This window comes from Geomonas terrae, assembly GCF_004791675.1.
Taxonomy (GTDB): Bacteria; Desulfobacterota; Desulfuromonadia; order Geobacterales; family Geobacteraceae; genus Geomonas; species Geomonas edaphica.
The window spans coordinates 231,678-248,122 of record NZ_SRSC01000002.1; the positions used below are offsets into that span (position 1 = coordinate 231,678).

13 protein-coding genes are annotated in these 16,445 nt (G+C 61.7%); all 13 read right to left on the minus strand.

Annotation, left to right across the window (positions count from 1 at the left end):
* Nucleotides 1-11: 11 nt before the first annotated feature.
* Nucleotides 12-3,419, minus strand: a complete 3,408-nt coding sequence (locus tag E4633_RS08300; RefSeq protein WP_135869788.1) for a hypothetical protein — start codon at nt 3,417-3,419, stop codon at nt 12-14.
* On the minus strand, nt 3,416-7,132 hold the full coding sequence (locus tag E4633_RS08305; RefSeq protein WP_135869789.1) for a baseplate J/gp47 family protein: 3,717 nt from the start codon (nt 7,130-7,132) through the stop codon (nt 3,416-3,418). Before E4633_RS08305 ends, E4633_RS08300 begins: the two co-directional genes overlap by 4 nt.
* A gap of 6 nt (nt 7,133-7,138) precedes the next feature.
* Nucleotides 7,139-7,582, minus strand: a complete 444-nt coding sequence (locus E4633_RS08310) for a GPW/gp25 family protein (RefSeq protein ID WP_135869790.1) — start codon at nt 7,580-7,582, stop codon at nt 7,139-7,141.
* A 2-nt stretch (nt 7,583-7,584) separates the two neighbouring features.
* On the minus strand, nt 7,585-7,854 hold the full coding sequence (locus tag E4633_RS08315; RefSeq protein ID WP_135869791.1) for a PAAR domain-containing protein: 270 nt from the start codon (nt 7,852-7,854) through the stop codon (nt 7,585-7,587).
* A 248-nt stretch (nt 7,855-8,102) separates the two neighbouring features.
* On the minus strand, nt 8,103-9,872 hold the full coding sequence (vgrG, locus tag E4633_RS08320; RefSeq protein ID WP_135869792.1) for a type VI secretion system tip protein VgrG: 1,770 nt from the start codon (nt 9,870-9,872) through the stop codon (nt 8,103-8,105).
* Nucleotides 9,869-10,576 (minus strand): CIS tube protein, encoded by a 708-nt coding sequence (locus tag E4633_RS08325; protein WP_135869793.1) that lies wholly within the window; start codon nt 10,574-10,576, stop codon nt 9,869-9,871. Before E4633_RS08325 ends, vgrG begins: the two co-directional genes overlap by 4 nt.
* Nucleotides 10,576-10,731, minus strand: coding sequence for a DUF5908 family protein (locus E4633_RS20565; RefSeq protein WP_198419411.1), 156 nt, complete (start codon nt 10,729-10,731; stop codon nt 10,576-10,578). The genes E4633_RS08325 and E4633_RS20565 overlap by 1 nt, the downstream gene beginning before the upstream one ends.
* A 302-nt stretch (nt 10,732-11,033) precedes the next feature.
* Nucleotides 11,034-11,471 carry a phage tail protein gene (locus tag E4633_RS08330; RefSeq protein WP_135869794.1) on the minus strand — a complete coding sequence of 146 codons (438 nt, stop codon included), beginning with the start codon at nt 11,469-11,471 and terminating at the stop codon, nt 11,034-11,036.
* A 10-nt stretch (nt 11,472-11,481) separates the two neighbouring features.
* Nucleotides 11,482-11,919 (minus strand): phage tail protein, encoded by a 438-nt coding sequence (locus tag E4633_RS08335; protein ID WP_129126110.1) that lies wholly within the window; start codon nt 11,917-11,919, stop codon nt 11,482-11,484.
* 127 nt (nt 11,920-12,046) lie between these two features.
* Nucleotides 12,047-13,483 (minus strand): phage tail sheath family protein, encoded by a 1,437-nt coding sequence (locus tag E4633_RS08340; RefSeq protein WP_135869795.1) that lies wholly within the window; start codon nt 13,481-13,483, stop codon nt 12,047-12,049.
* Between the two features lie 51 nt (nt 13,484-13,534).
* Entirely contained in the window at nt 13,535-14,170 is a 636-nt protein-coding gene (locus E4633_RS08345) for a DUF4255 domain-containing protein (protein WP_135869796.1), read from the minus strand.
* A gap of 346 nt (nt 14,171-14,516) precedes the next feature.
* The gene (locus E4633_RS08350) at nt 14,517-14,894 is read right to left on the minus strand and encodes a hypothetical protein (RefSeq protein WP_135869797.1); all 378 of its coding nucleotides are present in this window, start codon (nt 14,892-14,894) and stop codon (nt 14,517-14,519) included.
* On the minus strand, nt 14,861-16,270 hold the full coding sequence (locus E4633_RS08355; RefSeq protein WP_135869798.1) for an ATP-binding protein: 1,410 nt from the start codon (nt 16,268-16,270) through the stop codon (nt 14,861-14,863). Before E4633_RS08355 ends, E4633_RS08350 begins: the two co-directional genes overlap by 34 nt.
* Between the last annotated feature and the right edge of the window lie 175 nt (nt 16,271-16,445).

Genomic DNA, 16,445 nt, shown 5'->3' on the forward strand with positions numbered 1-16,445 from the left:
GAGCACCTCGATCAGTTTCCTAGAGCCGTTGTACCCAGACGTACCGGGTTTTTGTCGTTGCCCTCGTCGCAGTCGTGCAGCGTCGCGGGGGGATAGCTGTTGCTCAATGCGCCCAGCAGGTCGAGCACCACGCGCAGAAGGTAGGAGACCTCGCGGTAGGCGTGGTACCTCTCCTCGAGCAGTGCGCGTATCCTTTCCGTCGTCCCCGCCTGGAACGAAACGCCCGGGCACGCCTGCCCGAGATCGATGGGGAAGGTTGGGAGCTGTGCATCGGGCGTGAAACTCCCGGAGCGGAAGAGGCCGTCCATCCATTGGTAGAACTCCATCCCGAAGCCGGTCAGGATGCCCCGGGCGCAGTGGCAAAGGTTGGCGCCGCTTCGATTCACCGTCTCGCCCGGCGACAGGAGGTTCCGCGTGAGGACAGCCTCCACCCTTTCTTCCAGGCGCTCCTCGGTCCAGTCGAAGCCGGCGTTGGCCGCGAGCCAGTCGCACCAGGCCGCCTGGAAACGCTCGTACTGCAGCCCGTAAAGGGCGATTTGCCCGAAGTGTTCAACCTCCACTGCCAAAACCTGGGTCCAGAGTTCGAAGGGGAGCGCCACGCCGCAGGCGATCTCCTCCGGCTTGACCTGGTCGCCGAACGTGAGTTCCAGTTCCATCTTCAGGGCGTCCGCGTGGAAGTGCTTCTTCGCGTTCTCCTGGTACCAGAGCAGGAACACCTGCGCGAACTCCTTGTGAATGGCGATGGCGCAGGCACAGGCCTCGTCCTCGCCGGGAGGAAGACCGTCCTGCTTGCGCCCCTCGCGCTCCAGAAGTGCCGCGAGCCGACCGAGCACCGGATCGCACGGGTCCTCGACGTAGCCGTCGTTTCCCACCCAGCAGATCTTGGCGACGAGGTGCGATGGGACCTCCTCGCGGATCACCCGGTCCGCGTAGCCGCGCATCTCCAGATCGGCATGGAAGGGATCGAGCCAGCCGGGCATGACGAAGGTGAGCCGGAAGGAGTAGGGATCTTCGGCGCCGCAGGTGTTGCAGTGACCGTCGGTGCAGGCGGGATAGAGGGCGTCTCCCGGGAACTTCGGGCGGAGCAGCAGGTGCTCCACCACGATCATCCGCTTGTCGAGTTCCGGGTAGCCTAGAAGCAGAGCGATGCGACGCCTGATGCCCGGCTGGTTCTCCGCGCCGCACGGGTCGTGCCGGTAATCGAAGGCCCTGGCGCGGTCGTGGCTGATCCGCGGGTAGTCCGAAAGGAAGGCGATCTTGTCTTTTATCAACTGGTCCAGGGCGATGTCCTGCCCGAGCACCTTTGCGAGCAGTAGGCCGTATGCGCTGAAGTCTTCGCCGAAGCGGGCGAGCAGGTGGTCCAGGAACCGGTTGCGCCGCTCCCTGAATTCCTCCGGCGTCTCCAGCATGGCCTCCAGCAGCGTTTTGCTGAGGCCGGTAACGAGCTCTGAGTAACCCTGGATCACCGAATCCGAGAGCTCGGCGGCGAAGTAGGTCCGGTTCACCGCGGTGTCGAGTGAGAAGAGATCGGCGGTGTGCGCGAGTTGTGCGAAGGCGTCGGCGAGGATCTGCTCGAACACCATCAGGTAGGCCTTCATCTGGCGCGCCTGCGCCCTGCGCCGGGCCGAGGCCGTGGTGGGGAGCTGGTCTGGACCGACGCCGTAGGTGAGCGGGAAGCTGTACTGCACCGGGAAGTACCGATCCGGTGTCCGGTATTTTCCGGCAGGGATCGGGAGGTCGTTCATCGCGCCGCGGATTGCTGAGCGCTCGGCCTCGCCGCGCAGGCGGGTGAGCGTGTCCAGCGCCTCGTCCATCCTCGGGAGGAAGGGAAGCCCGTTCTTGTAAAAGAGAAAGCGGGAAGCGTTTCGGTACAGCCTCGGCTGGTGCTGCGGCAACAGGTAGAGGAGCCAGGAGGCGCTCGCCTTGTTCGGGTCGAAGATCGGTTTGCCGTCGCTGCCGAAGATCGGGTCGTAGGCGCCACGGACCGGGTTCCCCTCTGCGTCGTACTTGGTGAGCTGTAACTGGTTCACGGCGACTACCCCATCGATGTCCATGAGCCGGTTGATGAGGTCGGAGACGCAGAGCGCGCTCTTAAGTGAAGCCGCCTCTAGGTCCTCGTCGCTCAGGATACCGCTCGCGAGCTCGGGGCCGTTGAAGATATCTTCCACCGGCACCCCCCGGTCCAGGAGTTCCTGCAGTGTGTAGAAGGGGACGGGCGGGTTGAAGTAGCGCTCGATCTCGAACCAGATGCGTGCCTGGATCAGTTCGATGTCGGCGTCCGGCGCCACCTCGACGTCGGCGCAGGCCGCCACCTCCTCGATGCCGATCACACCTACCCGGCAGAAGTCCTCGTCCAGGTTGCGGTGCGCGACCAGTTCCTTCCGGGCGAGAGCGATGGCGGAGGCCTTAAGCCTTTCCTTTCTCCGATAACGCTGGATCATACCGTTAGAGGTCTTGTCCTCAAGTATCGCTTTCAGTGCCTCCACCGTGGCGGCGTCCCGCGCGGCGCTCGTCCCGAGCAGGCGGAGCGCCGCATCCTGCAGCACGATCTTCGCCCCGGAAAGGAGGATCTCTATTTCGAAGGTCGCATAAAAGATGGTGCGCCAGTGGCGCCTCAGGTACTCGTCGCGTCCCTGCTCGTCGAGATGCGGGTCGTTCAGCAGATCGTAGTTCTTGGTCGCCCCGAAACGGAGCAGCTTGAGGTTGACGGATGCGCCGTTTTTCCCGTCGAAGGCGTCGTCGCTTTTCAGGAACAGCTCCCACTGCTCCCAGTCGGCAAGCGACACCTCCGGGAAACGGAGCTCGAGTATGACGGGGGCGCTTGCCGCCGTGTCGCTTAACACCGCTGCCGCCTCGATCTTCCTGTCGTTCAGATCCCCGGCGTCAGGATCCTCCTCCAGTTCCAGTAGCGCCTCGTACAGCCCGAGCGGCCAGACCTGAACCATGCCGCGCCTCCCGGACTCAGGCGGGCGGTAGGAGAGGGCAAGCCCATCCTCCTCTTCGCACCAGGCCCAGTAACTCGTGTCGCACGCGCACTCCTTGCAGATGATCCAGGCGTTGCGCACCGGTTCGAGGTCGATCAACAGTCGGCGGAAGTCCTTCTCCGTCCACGGGTTGACGGTGAGGATGGTGCGCGCCGTGAAGAATGGCTGGTTCGGGAAGGGGTGCGCCGGATCGCCTGACGGGGTTGCGGGGGCGAGGATCTCCTTGATGTCCCAACCGGTGCGGTAGCCGAGATCGGTGATGGCGTAGCAGAGGGCCTCGTGGATGGCGATGCCGGAATCGCTCTCGTTGTAATCGGTCCAAAGGGCGCTCGCCATCTGCTCAATGAAGGCGATCCCCTCCCGGCGCAGGCGGTAGAAATCCTGGGCCGGGGGAAGCGGCGGCTGTTTCGCTATGGTTGCGGAGAGTTGGCTCATACCGCGCACCTGCACACCTCGGCGGGAGCGGATACCCCGGCAGGGTCGATGAAGGCGATGGTGTGCTTCCTGGCCGAGACGAGGACCGATACCGCCTTGGAGCCGACCGCCTCGTTCACCTCCACCGTCCTTTGCAGGTCGTGTTCGTCGCGGTAGGTGTGGAAGAGGCGGAAATCGGTGACGCAGTCGACGTACGGGAGATCCTCCATGAAGTTGATCAGGACCGACTTGCGCACCACACCTCCGAAGGTGGGGCTCCCGCCGCCGGGGAACGCCCACGGGGAAAGAAACCGGGTGATCGCCTCCGAGATCTTCTGTCCGTAAAAAGATTGGTCGAGGCCTGGGTGCAGGCGCACCTTGCAGTCGACGCGCACCTCCTCGAACTGCGGGTTCTTTACGTGCAGCTTTACGAAACAGGAGGTGCGCGCTTCAACAAAACGGGTGATCTCTTCCAAGAGCCCAAGGCTCGTGTAGGGACGCAGGGGATCGCGCAGGTGCGTGAAGCGCTGGTTAGGTATGGCGACCACGGTGACGTGTCCCGGCGCCAGTTCCCGGTAGATCCCGGTGCCGCTTGCGTCCGGCTCGTACTGGGTGTGGTTCAGGCATTTGACCCGGTAGACCTGAGGGAACGCTTCAAGGATCAGGTGCTCGTAGTCCCACTGCGCGATGGCGCGGTCCTTGTGCCTGAGCCTCTCAGAAATGCGCGTGTAGAAGTCCCCGGGGGACTCCTTGCCGCGTCCTCCGAAACCTGGGAAGGGCTGGGTGATCCCCTTCACGGCGGCGTCCGGCTGGTCTAGCTTCGAGATGGTCCCGGCTGGAAGGGGCGTCGCCGGGAAGGCCGGGTCGTTGCCGCGGTCTGCGAAGGTCGCCCTGAGCGCCTGCGCCGCAACCATGATCAGGCGGCAGACCGAGTCCGCGTTTTCCGCCACCGCCGCGCGCAGCCAGTGCATCCCGGCGGGGAGCACGCTGTTTTCTGCCGACGCCTCGCGCGGTACGGCAAAGGTGACGATGCCCGAGTCGATCAGTTCGGCTGTGCGGTCGTCCACCCCGTCCTTTGCGAAAGGCACCCACTCGTTTTGCTTAAGGTAACTCCACTCGATGTGCGGCTTGGGTTTCACCGAGAGCGGATCGGCGCTGCCGTCCACCACCTGGAAGAGGAGGGCGAGATTGCGTGGGGGCACCAGATCGCTGATGCCGATGTAGAACTCCGCCTCGTGCTTCACCTTTTGCCCCTGCGGGAGCATCAGGTCGTCCCGGTTTTGATGCTTGAACTGGGGCAAAAGGTAAACGGAGGCGTCCGCCGTGGGGATGGTCGCCTTGAGGTAAGGGTGCTGCTCGGCGGTGCCGAAAGGGGCCAGGCTGAAGAAGCGTGCCTGGCGCCCGGCGAACAGGTCCGCGTCCGCCTTGTCGAGGAGGATGGTCTGGGTCGCCGCGTAATCGAGGGTGAGTTCGGTGACGAACGGTCCCGTCGGCGGCGTGGGCCTCGTACCGTCGTTGTTCGGATCGGCGTCGGTCACCCGCTTGATATAGTCGATGAGCGCCTGTTCGTAGCTCGACTGACCGAAATCGTCATCGAGCCTCAGGCGGACGAAGCCGTTTCGGGAAACAGTCGTGAACTGCTCGTCCTCAGTCGGGTCGGGCGCGTCCAGGTAAGGGAGAGCTTCGGAGGTTTGCGGGTCGCCGAGCAGGGTGAAGCTCGAGTCCGTCACCGAGGTCTGCACCGTGGTCAGATACGGGTGCCAGCGCCCACCCTGGAGGTATTCGGTCACCGCGTTGACCGTCTTGCCGCCGTAGGGGGCGGGCGTCCCCTGCCAGGTGAGGTGCAGCGTGGCGCTGGTCAGCTTCTTCTGGAAAAGCTCCTTCGAGCCGATGATAAAGGCGCTGTTCGCCAACGGCGAAGGTCCGAAGGGCTGGAAGGGCTTCGAGGCGTCCACCGGGCCGAAGTCGTTTGCGAGCGCTGCTCCCTTCAGATCCTGCACCTCGACGGTCAGCTCCAAGCCGGTGATGGTCACGTCCTCGAGGCTTTCGTACCGGAACTTCGCGTCGTCGCGGTGCCTGAGTCTGACCATGAGAACGGGTAGGGATGTGTCGAAGTTGTAGCCGTGCGTCTCGGAGAGGTACGGGGTGACCGCGGGATCGGCGCCGGTGAGCGCGACCACCACCCTGAGCCCCCCAGTCACCTGGCTGAAGGAGAGGGGGGACTTGTCGAGCCATCCCTTTTTCGTGGTGAAGGAGCAGATGACGTCGGCCGTGAAATCACCGGAGACAGGCGCCGGCTGCTGGAAAGTCACCGTGACGGTGCGGCTTCCCTGGGCCAGGAAGAGGTAGTGCGAGGCGACGGCGAAACCTGTTTCGGCGCGGGGCATGTCGATAGCGGCAAGCGAGCCATCCTGGTAGCGCTTGTTGTGGAATGGGTGCCAGGACTTGTCCTCGCTGGTCAGCTCCGCTCCCTTGCCGTCGGCAGAGTTTGCGACCGGTGAGGCAAAGAGACGCCCCTGATCCACGCCGCTGGGGCTCAGGAGTCCCACCTTTTCAGAGCCGTGACGGTACACGGTCTTAAGCTCGGTCACCTTGGCCTGGTTCGCCACGAAATCGGCATCGCCCGCGTAGAAGGCGTCCTTTCCCTGAGCATCCTTCCCCGCCTTGAATAGTTCACCCTCCGGGAAAAGCCGATCTTCCACCTGGCGTGCAAGCTCAGCCAGGAGGTGCACCTGTCCCGGGCGGGCCGGCTTCTCCTTCAGGCACAGGATTTCCCGGTAATAGAAGTCGAGATGGCGTGCGGTGAGCGTATTTGCCGCATCGCGTGCGTAGGCGAAGAGGCGCAGAAAGGCGAGAAACAGCGCGTAATGGGGCTGGTGGTCGTCACGGTCGGTCAGGGTTTTCTCCAGCGCCTGTTTACCCTCGTTCGCCACCCTCGCGTAACTTTTCAGGAATTGATCGAGGACCGAGGTGAACATGTTGTGCGTCGCGATGTGGTTGATCCTTTGGAACGGCTCGATGCCGCTCCCGTACACCGAGGCGTCCGCGGCGATGGCACCGGTGTAGCTCGCCCAGTCGGGGGAGGCGTCGGTGATCCATTCCTGTCCCAGACCCGAAGCGAAGACAGCGCTGAAGGGGACGGTTTGGGCGCCGAACAGCTCCAGTCCCGGCTGCAGGTCCGCGATCAGGCGATCCGAGTCGGGCGTCACGGCGAGATCCGCCTTGTAATAGGAGATGAGCCGGTGCAGCGCCGGGGCGAGCTGGTTCACGATGAGGCCCCGCAGCATCCCCTTCAGGGTGAGATCCTGTGGAAGCGCGTCCTTCAGCCGGTCTAACTGTCGCGCGAGGCTCCCCACACTACTGAAGAGGTAGCCGAGGTAATCCTTCGCCTTGGTTTCGTCCGAGCCGAAGCCCAGATCCTTCAGAAAGTCGAGGAACTCCTTGATCCTGCCGCGGTAGAATTCCACGTCCTGCACCGCTGTGAGTGCCAGCTGCACCGAGACGTCGGTGCCGTAAAAAGGGGTCCAGTCGCCGTCTTTCACGTTGTTGGCGTTGAAGTAGTTGAGGAAGGAGGCGTAGGCCTGCGCGAAGACCATACCGTGCGCCACGTCGCGCTGGTCCACCGGTGCGAAGTTCGGATCGAGGGGTAGGGCGAGGCGCTGATCCTGGCTCGTTCCTTCCCGGAGCGGCTTCAGTGCATCCCTGTTCTGTTTGCAGTCGGCGGATTTAGGCATATCGACCTAGTCGTTTTCCGGCAGGAGGTTCACCGTCACCCCGAGATCGAGGTCGGTTCCTTCCAGCCTGTAGTAGGGGAAGACGAAATTGAAGCGCGAGTTGGTCGTCTTGACCCGGTAGACCACCTCGATGAGGACGACCCCCTCGAGTTCCCGGGTGTCGTCCAGGTTGATGCTCTCGAGCTCTATGCGCGGCTCGTGGTAGAGGATCGCCGTCTCGATCTTGTCCGCCATGAGCGCCTTGGTGCCGGTGTCGAGGTTTTCGAAGACCAGGTCGTCCAGATTGCAGCCGTACTGCGGGAGCATGGCGCGCTCCCCCTGGGAGGTGCTGAGCAAGGTCTGCAGGCTTGCGACGATGTCCGCCTCGTGTTCCAGCATGGCGACGCCGGGGAGAGACTTGTCGAAATCGGGAGGAAAGGACCAGCCGCGGCCCAGGAAGTCGAGGTTCATGGTTAGCCTCCGATCAGCACGGTGAGGGCGCAGGGGGGGAGGATGAGTCCGCCGCCTGCGGTTGAGTCGGACATGCGTGCCGCAGGCTGTCCGCCGATCATTACCGTGGCCGAGCCTTTGATGATCGCGTCCGCGCCGCAGGAGTCACCCAAGCGCGCCGCGGGAAGTCCGCCGATGAGCAAGGTCGGCGCCCCCGGCGGTATGATCGGCGTCGGCACCCCCTGTGTGGCCGTGCTGACGATAAGATCCGTGATGCGTGCGGCAGGAAGCATGTTTTGGGCTCCTTACACCTGACGAAGGCAAATCCCCCCTGTCCCCCCTTCGCAAAGGGGGGAACGTAATGCCTCATCTTTTGGTCTCCGAGTGAGCACATCACTGGGTCCCAGGAATTATTCTGTGAACTTTTGCCAAGGGGGAATGCCACCTAAGAAGCGCTGCACATGCCCCAGCGTCCCCCCCTTTGCGAAGGGGGGACAGGGGGGATTTGCTCTTTGGTCGCAAGTGGTAGGGCAGATATCCCTTAATTGATCTGCACGATCCCCCCCTGAATCACGGTCTTCGCGCTTCCTTTTATCGTCGTGCTCGCGCCGGACACCTCGGCGCTCGAGGCGCCGGCTGCCTTCAGCGCGGCCTGGGCACTTAAATCAAGGTTGGAGCCGCACTCGATCTTCAGGTTCTTGGCCGCCTTCAAGGTGAGGTCCTTGGCAATTTCAATCCGCACACCCTGGTCGTCCATGGTGATCTTGTTGCCGTTCTGGTCCTGTATCACCACGCCCTTTTTGTCCTCGGAGAGCGTCAGCCGGTTCCCCTTGGGAGTCTCCACCTGCACCGACTTCTTCTCGTCGTCGAAGGTGAACTTCATCTTGGAGCGACTCACGTACCCCTTGCGGTGGTTCTTGTCCTTGGCTGCTTCGGGCGCGGGCTTCGCCGAGCTGTGGCACATCCCCAGAACCACCGGGTGGCGCGGGTCGTCCCAGAGAAAGCCGACCACGACCTCGTCGCCGATCTCGGGCCTGAAGAAGGTGCCGCGCTCCTTCCCCGCGTCGAGGGTGGCGAGCCGCGCCCAGAGCCCTTCTTCGGCCTTACTGACGAGCGGCAGTCGCACCTTGATGCGGTCTTCTCCCTGCGGGTCCTTCTCCAAAACGGTGACCACACCCATCTGCAGCCCGGTCACCCCCGGTATGAGCCCCGCGGCGGGAACGGGCCTCACTTCAAAGCTTTCGGCGAAGGTCTCGGTGCACAGGCCGAATTGCACGTCGGTTTCCCAGTTGCCGTTGTCCACCTGATGGCGCACGCCGGAGACGTACACTTTTCCCTGGAATCGCTCCCCTACGCCGGTGATCTCGATTACCTTGCCCGGGGCGACGGCGGCGAAGCCCTGAAACCTCGCCCGGCCCCGCACCTGCGCGAGTCGCTCGGTCCGTAGTCTCCCGTCCGCCCAGGCCTGCAACTCAGGCTGTCCCAATTTGCCGCCGTGTCGCAGTTCGTGCGGATCGCTCCCCAGGATGGCGGCGAGATCGGCGGGTTTCAGGTTCCCACTGGAAGAAGCGGCGGGTTCCCTGGCTTCCGCCTCCAGGACCTTCTGCTTCGATGCATCCCAGCTTTTCGCCACAATCCCCTTGCTCTGCCTGCGCGCGTCTATGTCGGCGTCGAGTTCCAAGAGCGTGGAACCGAAGCCGACGGTCAGGACCGGGGCGGCACCGGTGCCGGGAGCCGTTACGGTCACCTTGCCGTCGCTCGCAATGACCACGAGCCCGTTCGCCTCGGCCCGAAGCAACAGGAAATCCCAGTCGGTCGAGTTGTACTGCATGACCTCCTTGAGGTCCGGCTTGGTGGCATCGACCTCTTTTCCGAGCTTGTAGGTGTCGATGATCTGCTCGATGACGTCGCTGTCCTTCATGTCCACGAAGTAGCGGCTCTTAAGCCCCGCGCTCATCTTCACCGCCTCGTCCCGGCACTCGACGGTGAGGAGGCTGCCGCTTTTGCGCACGCTGATGCCGTGCCTGATCACGACCCCCTTGAAGACGGTGTCGTTCTGTGAACGGTAACCCAGCTTGATCTCTATCTTCTTCCCCGGGAGGAATAGGTCTGCGTTGCTGGCGTTGAAAGTCGCCTTGGCCGCCTCGCCGTCGCGGATCCGGATCGTCGCGGTCGGGATGCGGTTTACCTCTTTGCGGACCGCCACCGACATCACGTGGTATTCCCCCGGCACCGCCGCCCCGTCCATGAGCAGTTCGACCGTGCAGACGTCCGGCGTGGCGGGAGTGGGTATGGTCGATTCTGTGCTCACGTGTCGGCGCCTTTCTTGCTGATGGGGGGGAAGAGGATGCTCGTGTTAGGCGTAAGCTTCCTGAAGTTGTCGAGCCCGTTCACCTGTGCCACCTGCAGGTAGTACCTCGTGTCGCCGTAGGCCCGGTAGCAGAGAAGGGGCAGGGTGTCGCCCGCCTTCACGGTGCGCTTGTAGGTCAGGTCCGGAGATGACTTGTCTTCCTTCCTGGCGCGTTTCTTCTCCTCGATGCTCTTCTTGAACTTAACCTTGGCGACGGAGCGTATCGGCTGTCCGTCGGTGTTGAACATCTTGTGCGTCAGGGAAAGTTCCGTGGTGCGACCGGTGAAGACGAGGCTTCCCCAGACCAGCTTCAGATGGTACGGCTCGTGGGATTTTCCCTGGTAGCCGGTCAGCATCTTGCGCAGCCGGTCGACGTCCTGCTGCACCCCTTCCTTCTTAGGCTTGCCGTCAATGATGCCTGAGTTGTCGAAAAGGAACTCGAAGGTGAGTTCCTCGGGTAGGGTGAATTCATATTTCGCCTGGGCGCCACTGGTTCCCTGCCCCTGGCCGTCCGAGGTCTTCACCTTGTAGTCGAGCGTGTAGCTTTCCGGGTTGATGAGCGCCTCGAAGCTCTCCTTCGCCTCGGCCTTGCTGCCGCGCTCGGCGTCCTCCGAGGTGTCGAAGGCGAGGATCAGGACTTTTTCCAGTTTGCCGTTGTCCGCCATCAGCGTTCCGCCTTGTTTTCCAGGATCTGCAGCACCTGTTCGATGCACTCGCTCACGATCGCGTCCCGTTCCGCGCCGCCTCCTGCTGAAGGAGGCGGGGCAGGGGAGGTGGTCAGCGCGACCCGTATGTGCAGTTCCTTGATCTCGATGGGCATGAATTGCTCCGGCACTTAGTCCCTGCAATGTCTTTCCGAATCAGGTGAACGTACAGTAACAGTGTCCACAACGCGCTGAATCTGCCCTAGCGTTCCCCCCTTTGCGAAGGGGGGCAGGGGGGATTTGCCTTGGTTTGTTCATGCAACCGGAACTATCACGCATGCACAAGCCGATAACAGATGCTGAGCGACTGCTGTTGGAGGTGCCAACAAAAAGCAATCCCCCCCCCGTCCCCCCTTCGCAAAGGGGGGAGCTTAAAGGCCTCCCTTTTAACATGGGACACAGCTGGACGGACTTTCCGCTACGCCACGGTGAAATACCGATAGGTAAGCTCAAGCGTCTCGATCACCAGGGCATTCTCGCCGGAGTTCAGGTCGCTTACCTGCCACTTCCTCGGTATGGCGTGCGATACCTGCCACGTCTTTAACGGCTCACCTTTTTCATTCATCAGGATGACGTTCAGGTCGGTGGGCTCGAACTGCCGGTCCCGGAAGGCCCGCAAGAACCACTTGATCACCTCGGAATCGGTCAGCATGCCACGTTTCAACACGAGGTCGGCGTACTTCGTGCGCACGGGGAGCTTGTGGGTGAAGCGGTTTTCGCCCCCCTCCTTGTACTCCTCCGTGTCGTACTCGACCGACAGCCCGGAGACCATCTGGAATCGGACGTCGTCCTTGTTCTTGCTGATGCCGAACTCGACCCGGAAGTAGAAGGCCCAGGGGGGATAGTAGTCCACCATGGCGGCACCCCTAGACCTTCATCAGCTTCAGCCCCTCGTGGGCGACCTCGAGGGTCTCTATGGCAGCCTCGTTCGCGTCCGACTTCAGATCCGGGGCGGTGACCTTGACCGGGAAGCAGCGGGTCGCGGTCCAGGCCGCCACCGGTTCGTGCTTCTCGTTCAAAAGCCTGATGATGATGTCGCGCCGCCCTTCGACCCGCTCGTTGGCAACCGCCTCGAGCCATGTGTTGTAGTCGAAGTCCTTCTCGAACTTGCCGCGCTTCAGGGTGAGGTTGTTGTTTTTAACCAGGCCCGGCATGGCGATCTTGTTGAAATCCCTGCTGTCGCTGTGGCGGTACTCGATCTTTTCCCGCTCCATGACGAGCCCGGTGACCTCGGTGAAGCTGATCTTCGCCCCGCCCCAGTCGACCTGGAAATGAAACCGCGGTAGTGGGTACTCTTGCGCCATGTCTTTCTCCTTTCTATGTTGAACTCATGTTCCCGCCCCCGGAGGGGGAGGGCAGGGAGGGGGCGCGCAGCGTCGGCACCCGGCTTCCTTCCCCCCTCCCGACCTCCCCCCTCCGAGGGGAGGAGGATCAAGATTCCGCCATCTTGTGCGAGAACCGGAAGATGATGAATTCGGCGGGACGCACGGCGGCGAGCCCCACCTCGACGATCATGCGCCCCTCCAGGATGTCGATCGCGGTCATGGTCTTGCCGAGCCCCACAGCCACAAAAAAGGCATGCTCCGGTTTAATCCCCTGCAGCGCCCCTTGGCGCCAGATCACGGTGAGGAAGTTCTCCACCATTCCCTGCACACGGACCCATGTGTTGGCGTCGTTCGCCTCGAAAACGAAAGGCTCGGTGGCGCGCTTGACCGACTCCTCAACGAAGTTGAAGAGCCGGCGCACGTTCACGTAGCGCCACTCGTTGTCGTTACCGGCGAGGGTTCGCGCGCCCCAGACCAGCGTCCCCTTGCCGGTGAAGGCGCGGATCGCGTTGACCGATTTCCCCGCCACCGGGTCGACGTTCATCTGGTCCTGCTCGACGTTGGAGAACTCGATGGATGGCTGGATCACCGAATTCACGCTCACGTTGGCGGGCGCCTTCCAGACGCCGCGGCTGTTGTCCACCGCCGCGTAGATCCCGGCCATGGTCGTGGAAGGGGGGAGCCTGCAGGCCATGTCGGTGATTGCCGCCTTAGCCTGCTCGTAGACCCTGTTGTTACCACCCTTCAGGGTGTCCAGTTTCACCGGCGCAGCCGCCGTACCGTTCGTGGTGATGGTTACGTCCACCGCGGTATCGTCGTAAGCGAAATCGAGGATGGTGTCGATGTTCGGCGCGTACACCGCTCCGTACTTTAGGTTGTTCACGCCGATGCCGCTGGAGCGGAAGTTGTTCACCGCGGTCAAAAGGTTCCCACCGGGGTCCGAGAGCGAGATGGAATCGCCGTGCAGGTCCATGATCACGAAGCGGTCCTTGAGGTCGGCGCATTGCGCCAGGGCCGCGTCGTGCAGCGCCTTGAAGTCGGCGATGGAAAGACTCTGGGCCTCGGGGAAGATGATGAGGGTCGGTTCGTCCTTCTTCGCCAGGGTGTCCAGCCCCGCCTTCAGTTCGGTCTCGACCAGCGCCCCGCCGAAAGTCGCCTTGTAGGCGCCCACCGAGACGATGTAGCAGGGGCCTCCGCCGTTGGCGAAGAACATCTGCATCGCGTAGTACATGATGTGCTTGGAGCGCGCGTTCTCCGCCACGGTTGCGGTTGACTTCAAGTCGACCGTGACGCTGTTTACCTGTGTTTCCTGCACGTCGACGTTGATGTCCTGCTCCTTCTGAGGTCCGCCGAAGTACTTGTCGTACTCGACCAGCGAGGAGATGCGCGTCGGCTTCAGGGTCAGGTCCCCGGGGGTCACGTCCTCCGCCTTTTCCGTGTAGCCGATGAAAGCGGGAATCGCAGTTTCTACCGGGGCCACGGAAGGAGGAAACTTGGGTATCTCTTCGATGTAAACTCCCGGTGTCTTGTACAGTGTGGCCATGGGTGCTTCCTCCTTTTTACGTGAGAGGCTTTGTGCTTCAAGCGCCAGCCGTTATACCGTTACCGCCGGTTTGTGATATATGTTGCGTGCGATCTCAAGGATCAGGCTCTCTTCCTTTTCCACGAAAGCGAACTTCAGGTCCAGCATGCGCATGATGTAGAGGACGAACGGGTACTGTTTCCCTCCGAGCGTCCCCCATAGATGGTTCACCTCTTCCAGTGTCGGCGAGTATATGTCGAGGATCAGCTTGAAGCTCTGTAACTGGTCGAGCGGGTTGATCGGCACGCTGGAAGTTGTGATGGAGGATGGATCGACGCTCGTCTCAGTGAAAACGTTTCTGAATTGGAAGTACCGGATTACGCGTGAGAGTATCGAAAGGGCGTTCACGTAGTCGCTGTGCGTTGCCGTCATCAGGAGCAGGAAGTTCAGGAATACCGGCGGGTTCTCGTAGGTTGCCTTTAGCGTCGCCTCGTTGCGCACATAGTTGGGAACGTTCTTGAGCGTCTTCTCCTCTTTCACGTTCACCGCCGAGATGTAGAGCTTGTCGCGCGAGACGCTGCCGCTTCCACCGCCTGAGGCAAAGATGTCGGAAACGTTGCCAAGGTTCACGCCGTCGCTCATGTTGTACACATCATGAAGATGTTTGTTCAGCTCGTTCATTATGATGGTGAGGGCGTGGGATATCATGGCTTCTCTCGCTGCGCCGGGCGCTGTCGGGGTAAAAAATGCTATAAATCCTGCTTCTTGTGTCGCCGCATGGACTAAACGGCGCCCGTCGCGCGAGGTATGGGTGTCGGCGGCGACGTGGTAACGAGAAGTAAAATTTGAACAAAATAATTAGGATTGGTTAAAAATAACGCGACTCGAGAAGATGTCAACTACACCGACAAAAAATGGAGGCAGCTCTTGCCTGTTGTGGTTCTTCAGAGGATTCGGGTGAGGCAGAATGCAGCTGCTAACGAAACGTTGCATGAGCCTAGCGTTCCCCCCTTTGCGAAGGGGGGGATAGGGGGGGGTGCCTTCTGCGAGGATTTCAGATGGACTCGGAGTCGAGGTCTGCGTACAGGGAGAGCCCGCAGTGCAGGCAGTGTCGCTTGTGGTAGGTGGGGAAGAAGGACTTGATGTGGAAATAGTTGTCGCAGCTCGGGCACCTGGCAAAGGCGACCAGCATCACGCAGTTCCAGAGCATGATGAACCAAACGGTGAAGACGATGGCGAGGGCAGTGTTGGAACCGCTGCACTCGATGGTCAGCCAGACCTGCGGGAAGTAGATCGCGATGACGATCCAAAGCATCTTGCGGCGGCGCCGTATGCTTCTAAGCCCGATGCCGACGCGATAACGCTCCGTCGGCATTTGCGGTTCGAGCCTGACGCCGCCTAGCTGTCCCCTCTGACGAAGTAGTTGGCGCATGCCATGTCGATGTTCTCCCGGGTGAGCCTCGCCGGGACGCTGTTGTATCGCGATTCCACCACGATCTGTTCGATGAGGTCACGCGGGTGGCAGGCATTTGGAACCGCCCCGTACCTCGGGTAGCAATCGTTCATCAGATAATCGAACACCGCCTGGTCGTACGGGACGTCGGCGCCCTGGCATACCATCTTGAATATTAGCTGAAACTGCTCCTTGGTGGGGCGGTCGATGGCGACCTTGTACCTGATCCTGCGCAGGAACGCCTCGTCCAGCAGGCTGTTCGGGTCGAGGTTCGTGGCGAAGAGGACCAGCATGTCGAAGGGGACGACGAACTTCATACCCGTGTGCAGCGTCATGAAGTCGATGTTGCGATCGAGGGGGACGATCCAGCGGTTCAGGATCTGCCTCGGCTCAACCTGTTGGCGCCCGAAGTCGTCGAGGATGAAGATGCCGTTGTTCGCTTTCAACTGCAGCGATGCCTCGTAGTACTTCGAGATGACGTTGAAGTCCAGGTCGAGCATCCTCATGGTGAGCTCGCCCCCAACCATGACCACCGGCCGGCGCACGAGTACCCAGCGCTGGTCGACGCTTTCCTGCGGCAGGACCGGCACCACCGGCATGTGGTTCACCGGGTCGTACACGGTGATGATCTGCCCGCCGATGTCGATGGCGTAAGGGACGTACACGAGGTCCTCCGGCACATGGCCGATCGCCTCTGCGATGGCGGTCTTGCCGTTGCCTGGAGGTCCGTAGATGAAGACCGTCTTCCCCGAGGTGACGGCGGGCCCCAGGCGTTTGAAGAGGTCCTCGCTGCACACGAGATGCGAGAAGCCTTGCCGCAGGCTGGCGTCGTTTATCGCCACCGACCTTATCGTCTGCAGTTCCACCATGTTCCGGTAATCCTCGATGGATACCGGCGCCGGCCCCGCGTACCGGCAGAGCTCCATGAGCTCGGAACTCCTCTTCTGCCCGAGCTCGGTTATCTTGAAGGTGTAGGACGCGGAGGCGTAGCTTGTGGCCCCCTTGATCTCTACCAGGCGCTCCCGCTTAAGCACTTCCAGTACCGCCCCGACCACGGAGAGGGGGAGCTTCACCCGTTCGACCACGTCGGCCATCCGGAACTCCCCCATGAAGAGGATGTGCTTCGTGATCAGGTCGGCGATGAAGGAGAGGTCGAGTCCGGTGTCTTCCACGGTGCGCGGGGGAGGGGGGTCCTTTTGGTACAGCTTCTTGATGTCTCTCTCGGTCACAAAGCCGAGCGCGATGAGGTTCTGCCCCAGTCTCCCGCCGTAGTGGCGCTGTCTCTCCACCCCCGCATCAAGCTGAGCCTTCGTTATCACGTTTTCCTTAAGCAATTTTTCGCCGAGTACTAGCATTGGTGTCCTCAAATGTAGGAATAATTCCGCGTCGACGGGTAGAATTCTAGATCAAATCCGCTATATGTAAAGGGTGTGAGACAGTTGCGGCTGATTCCTGTCTTAACGTGGTACACAAAAGCCGAGTGATATGTTGACATATTTTAACGCTTGCGTCCACCTGATACAGTGAGAC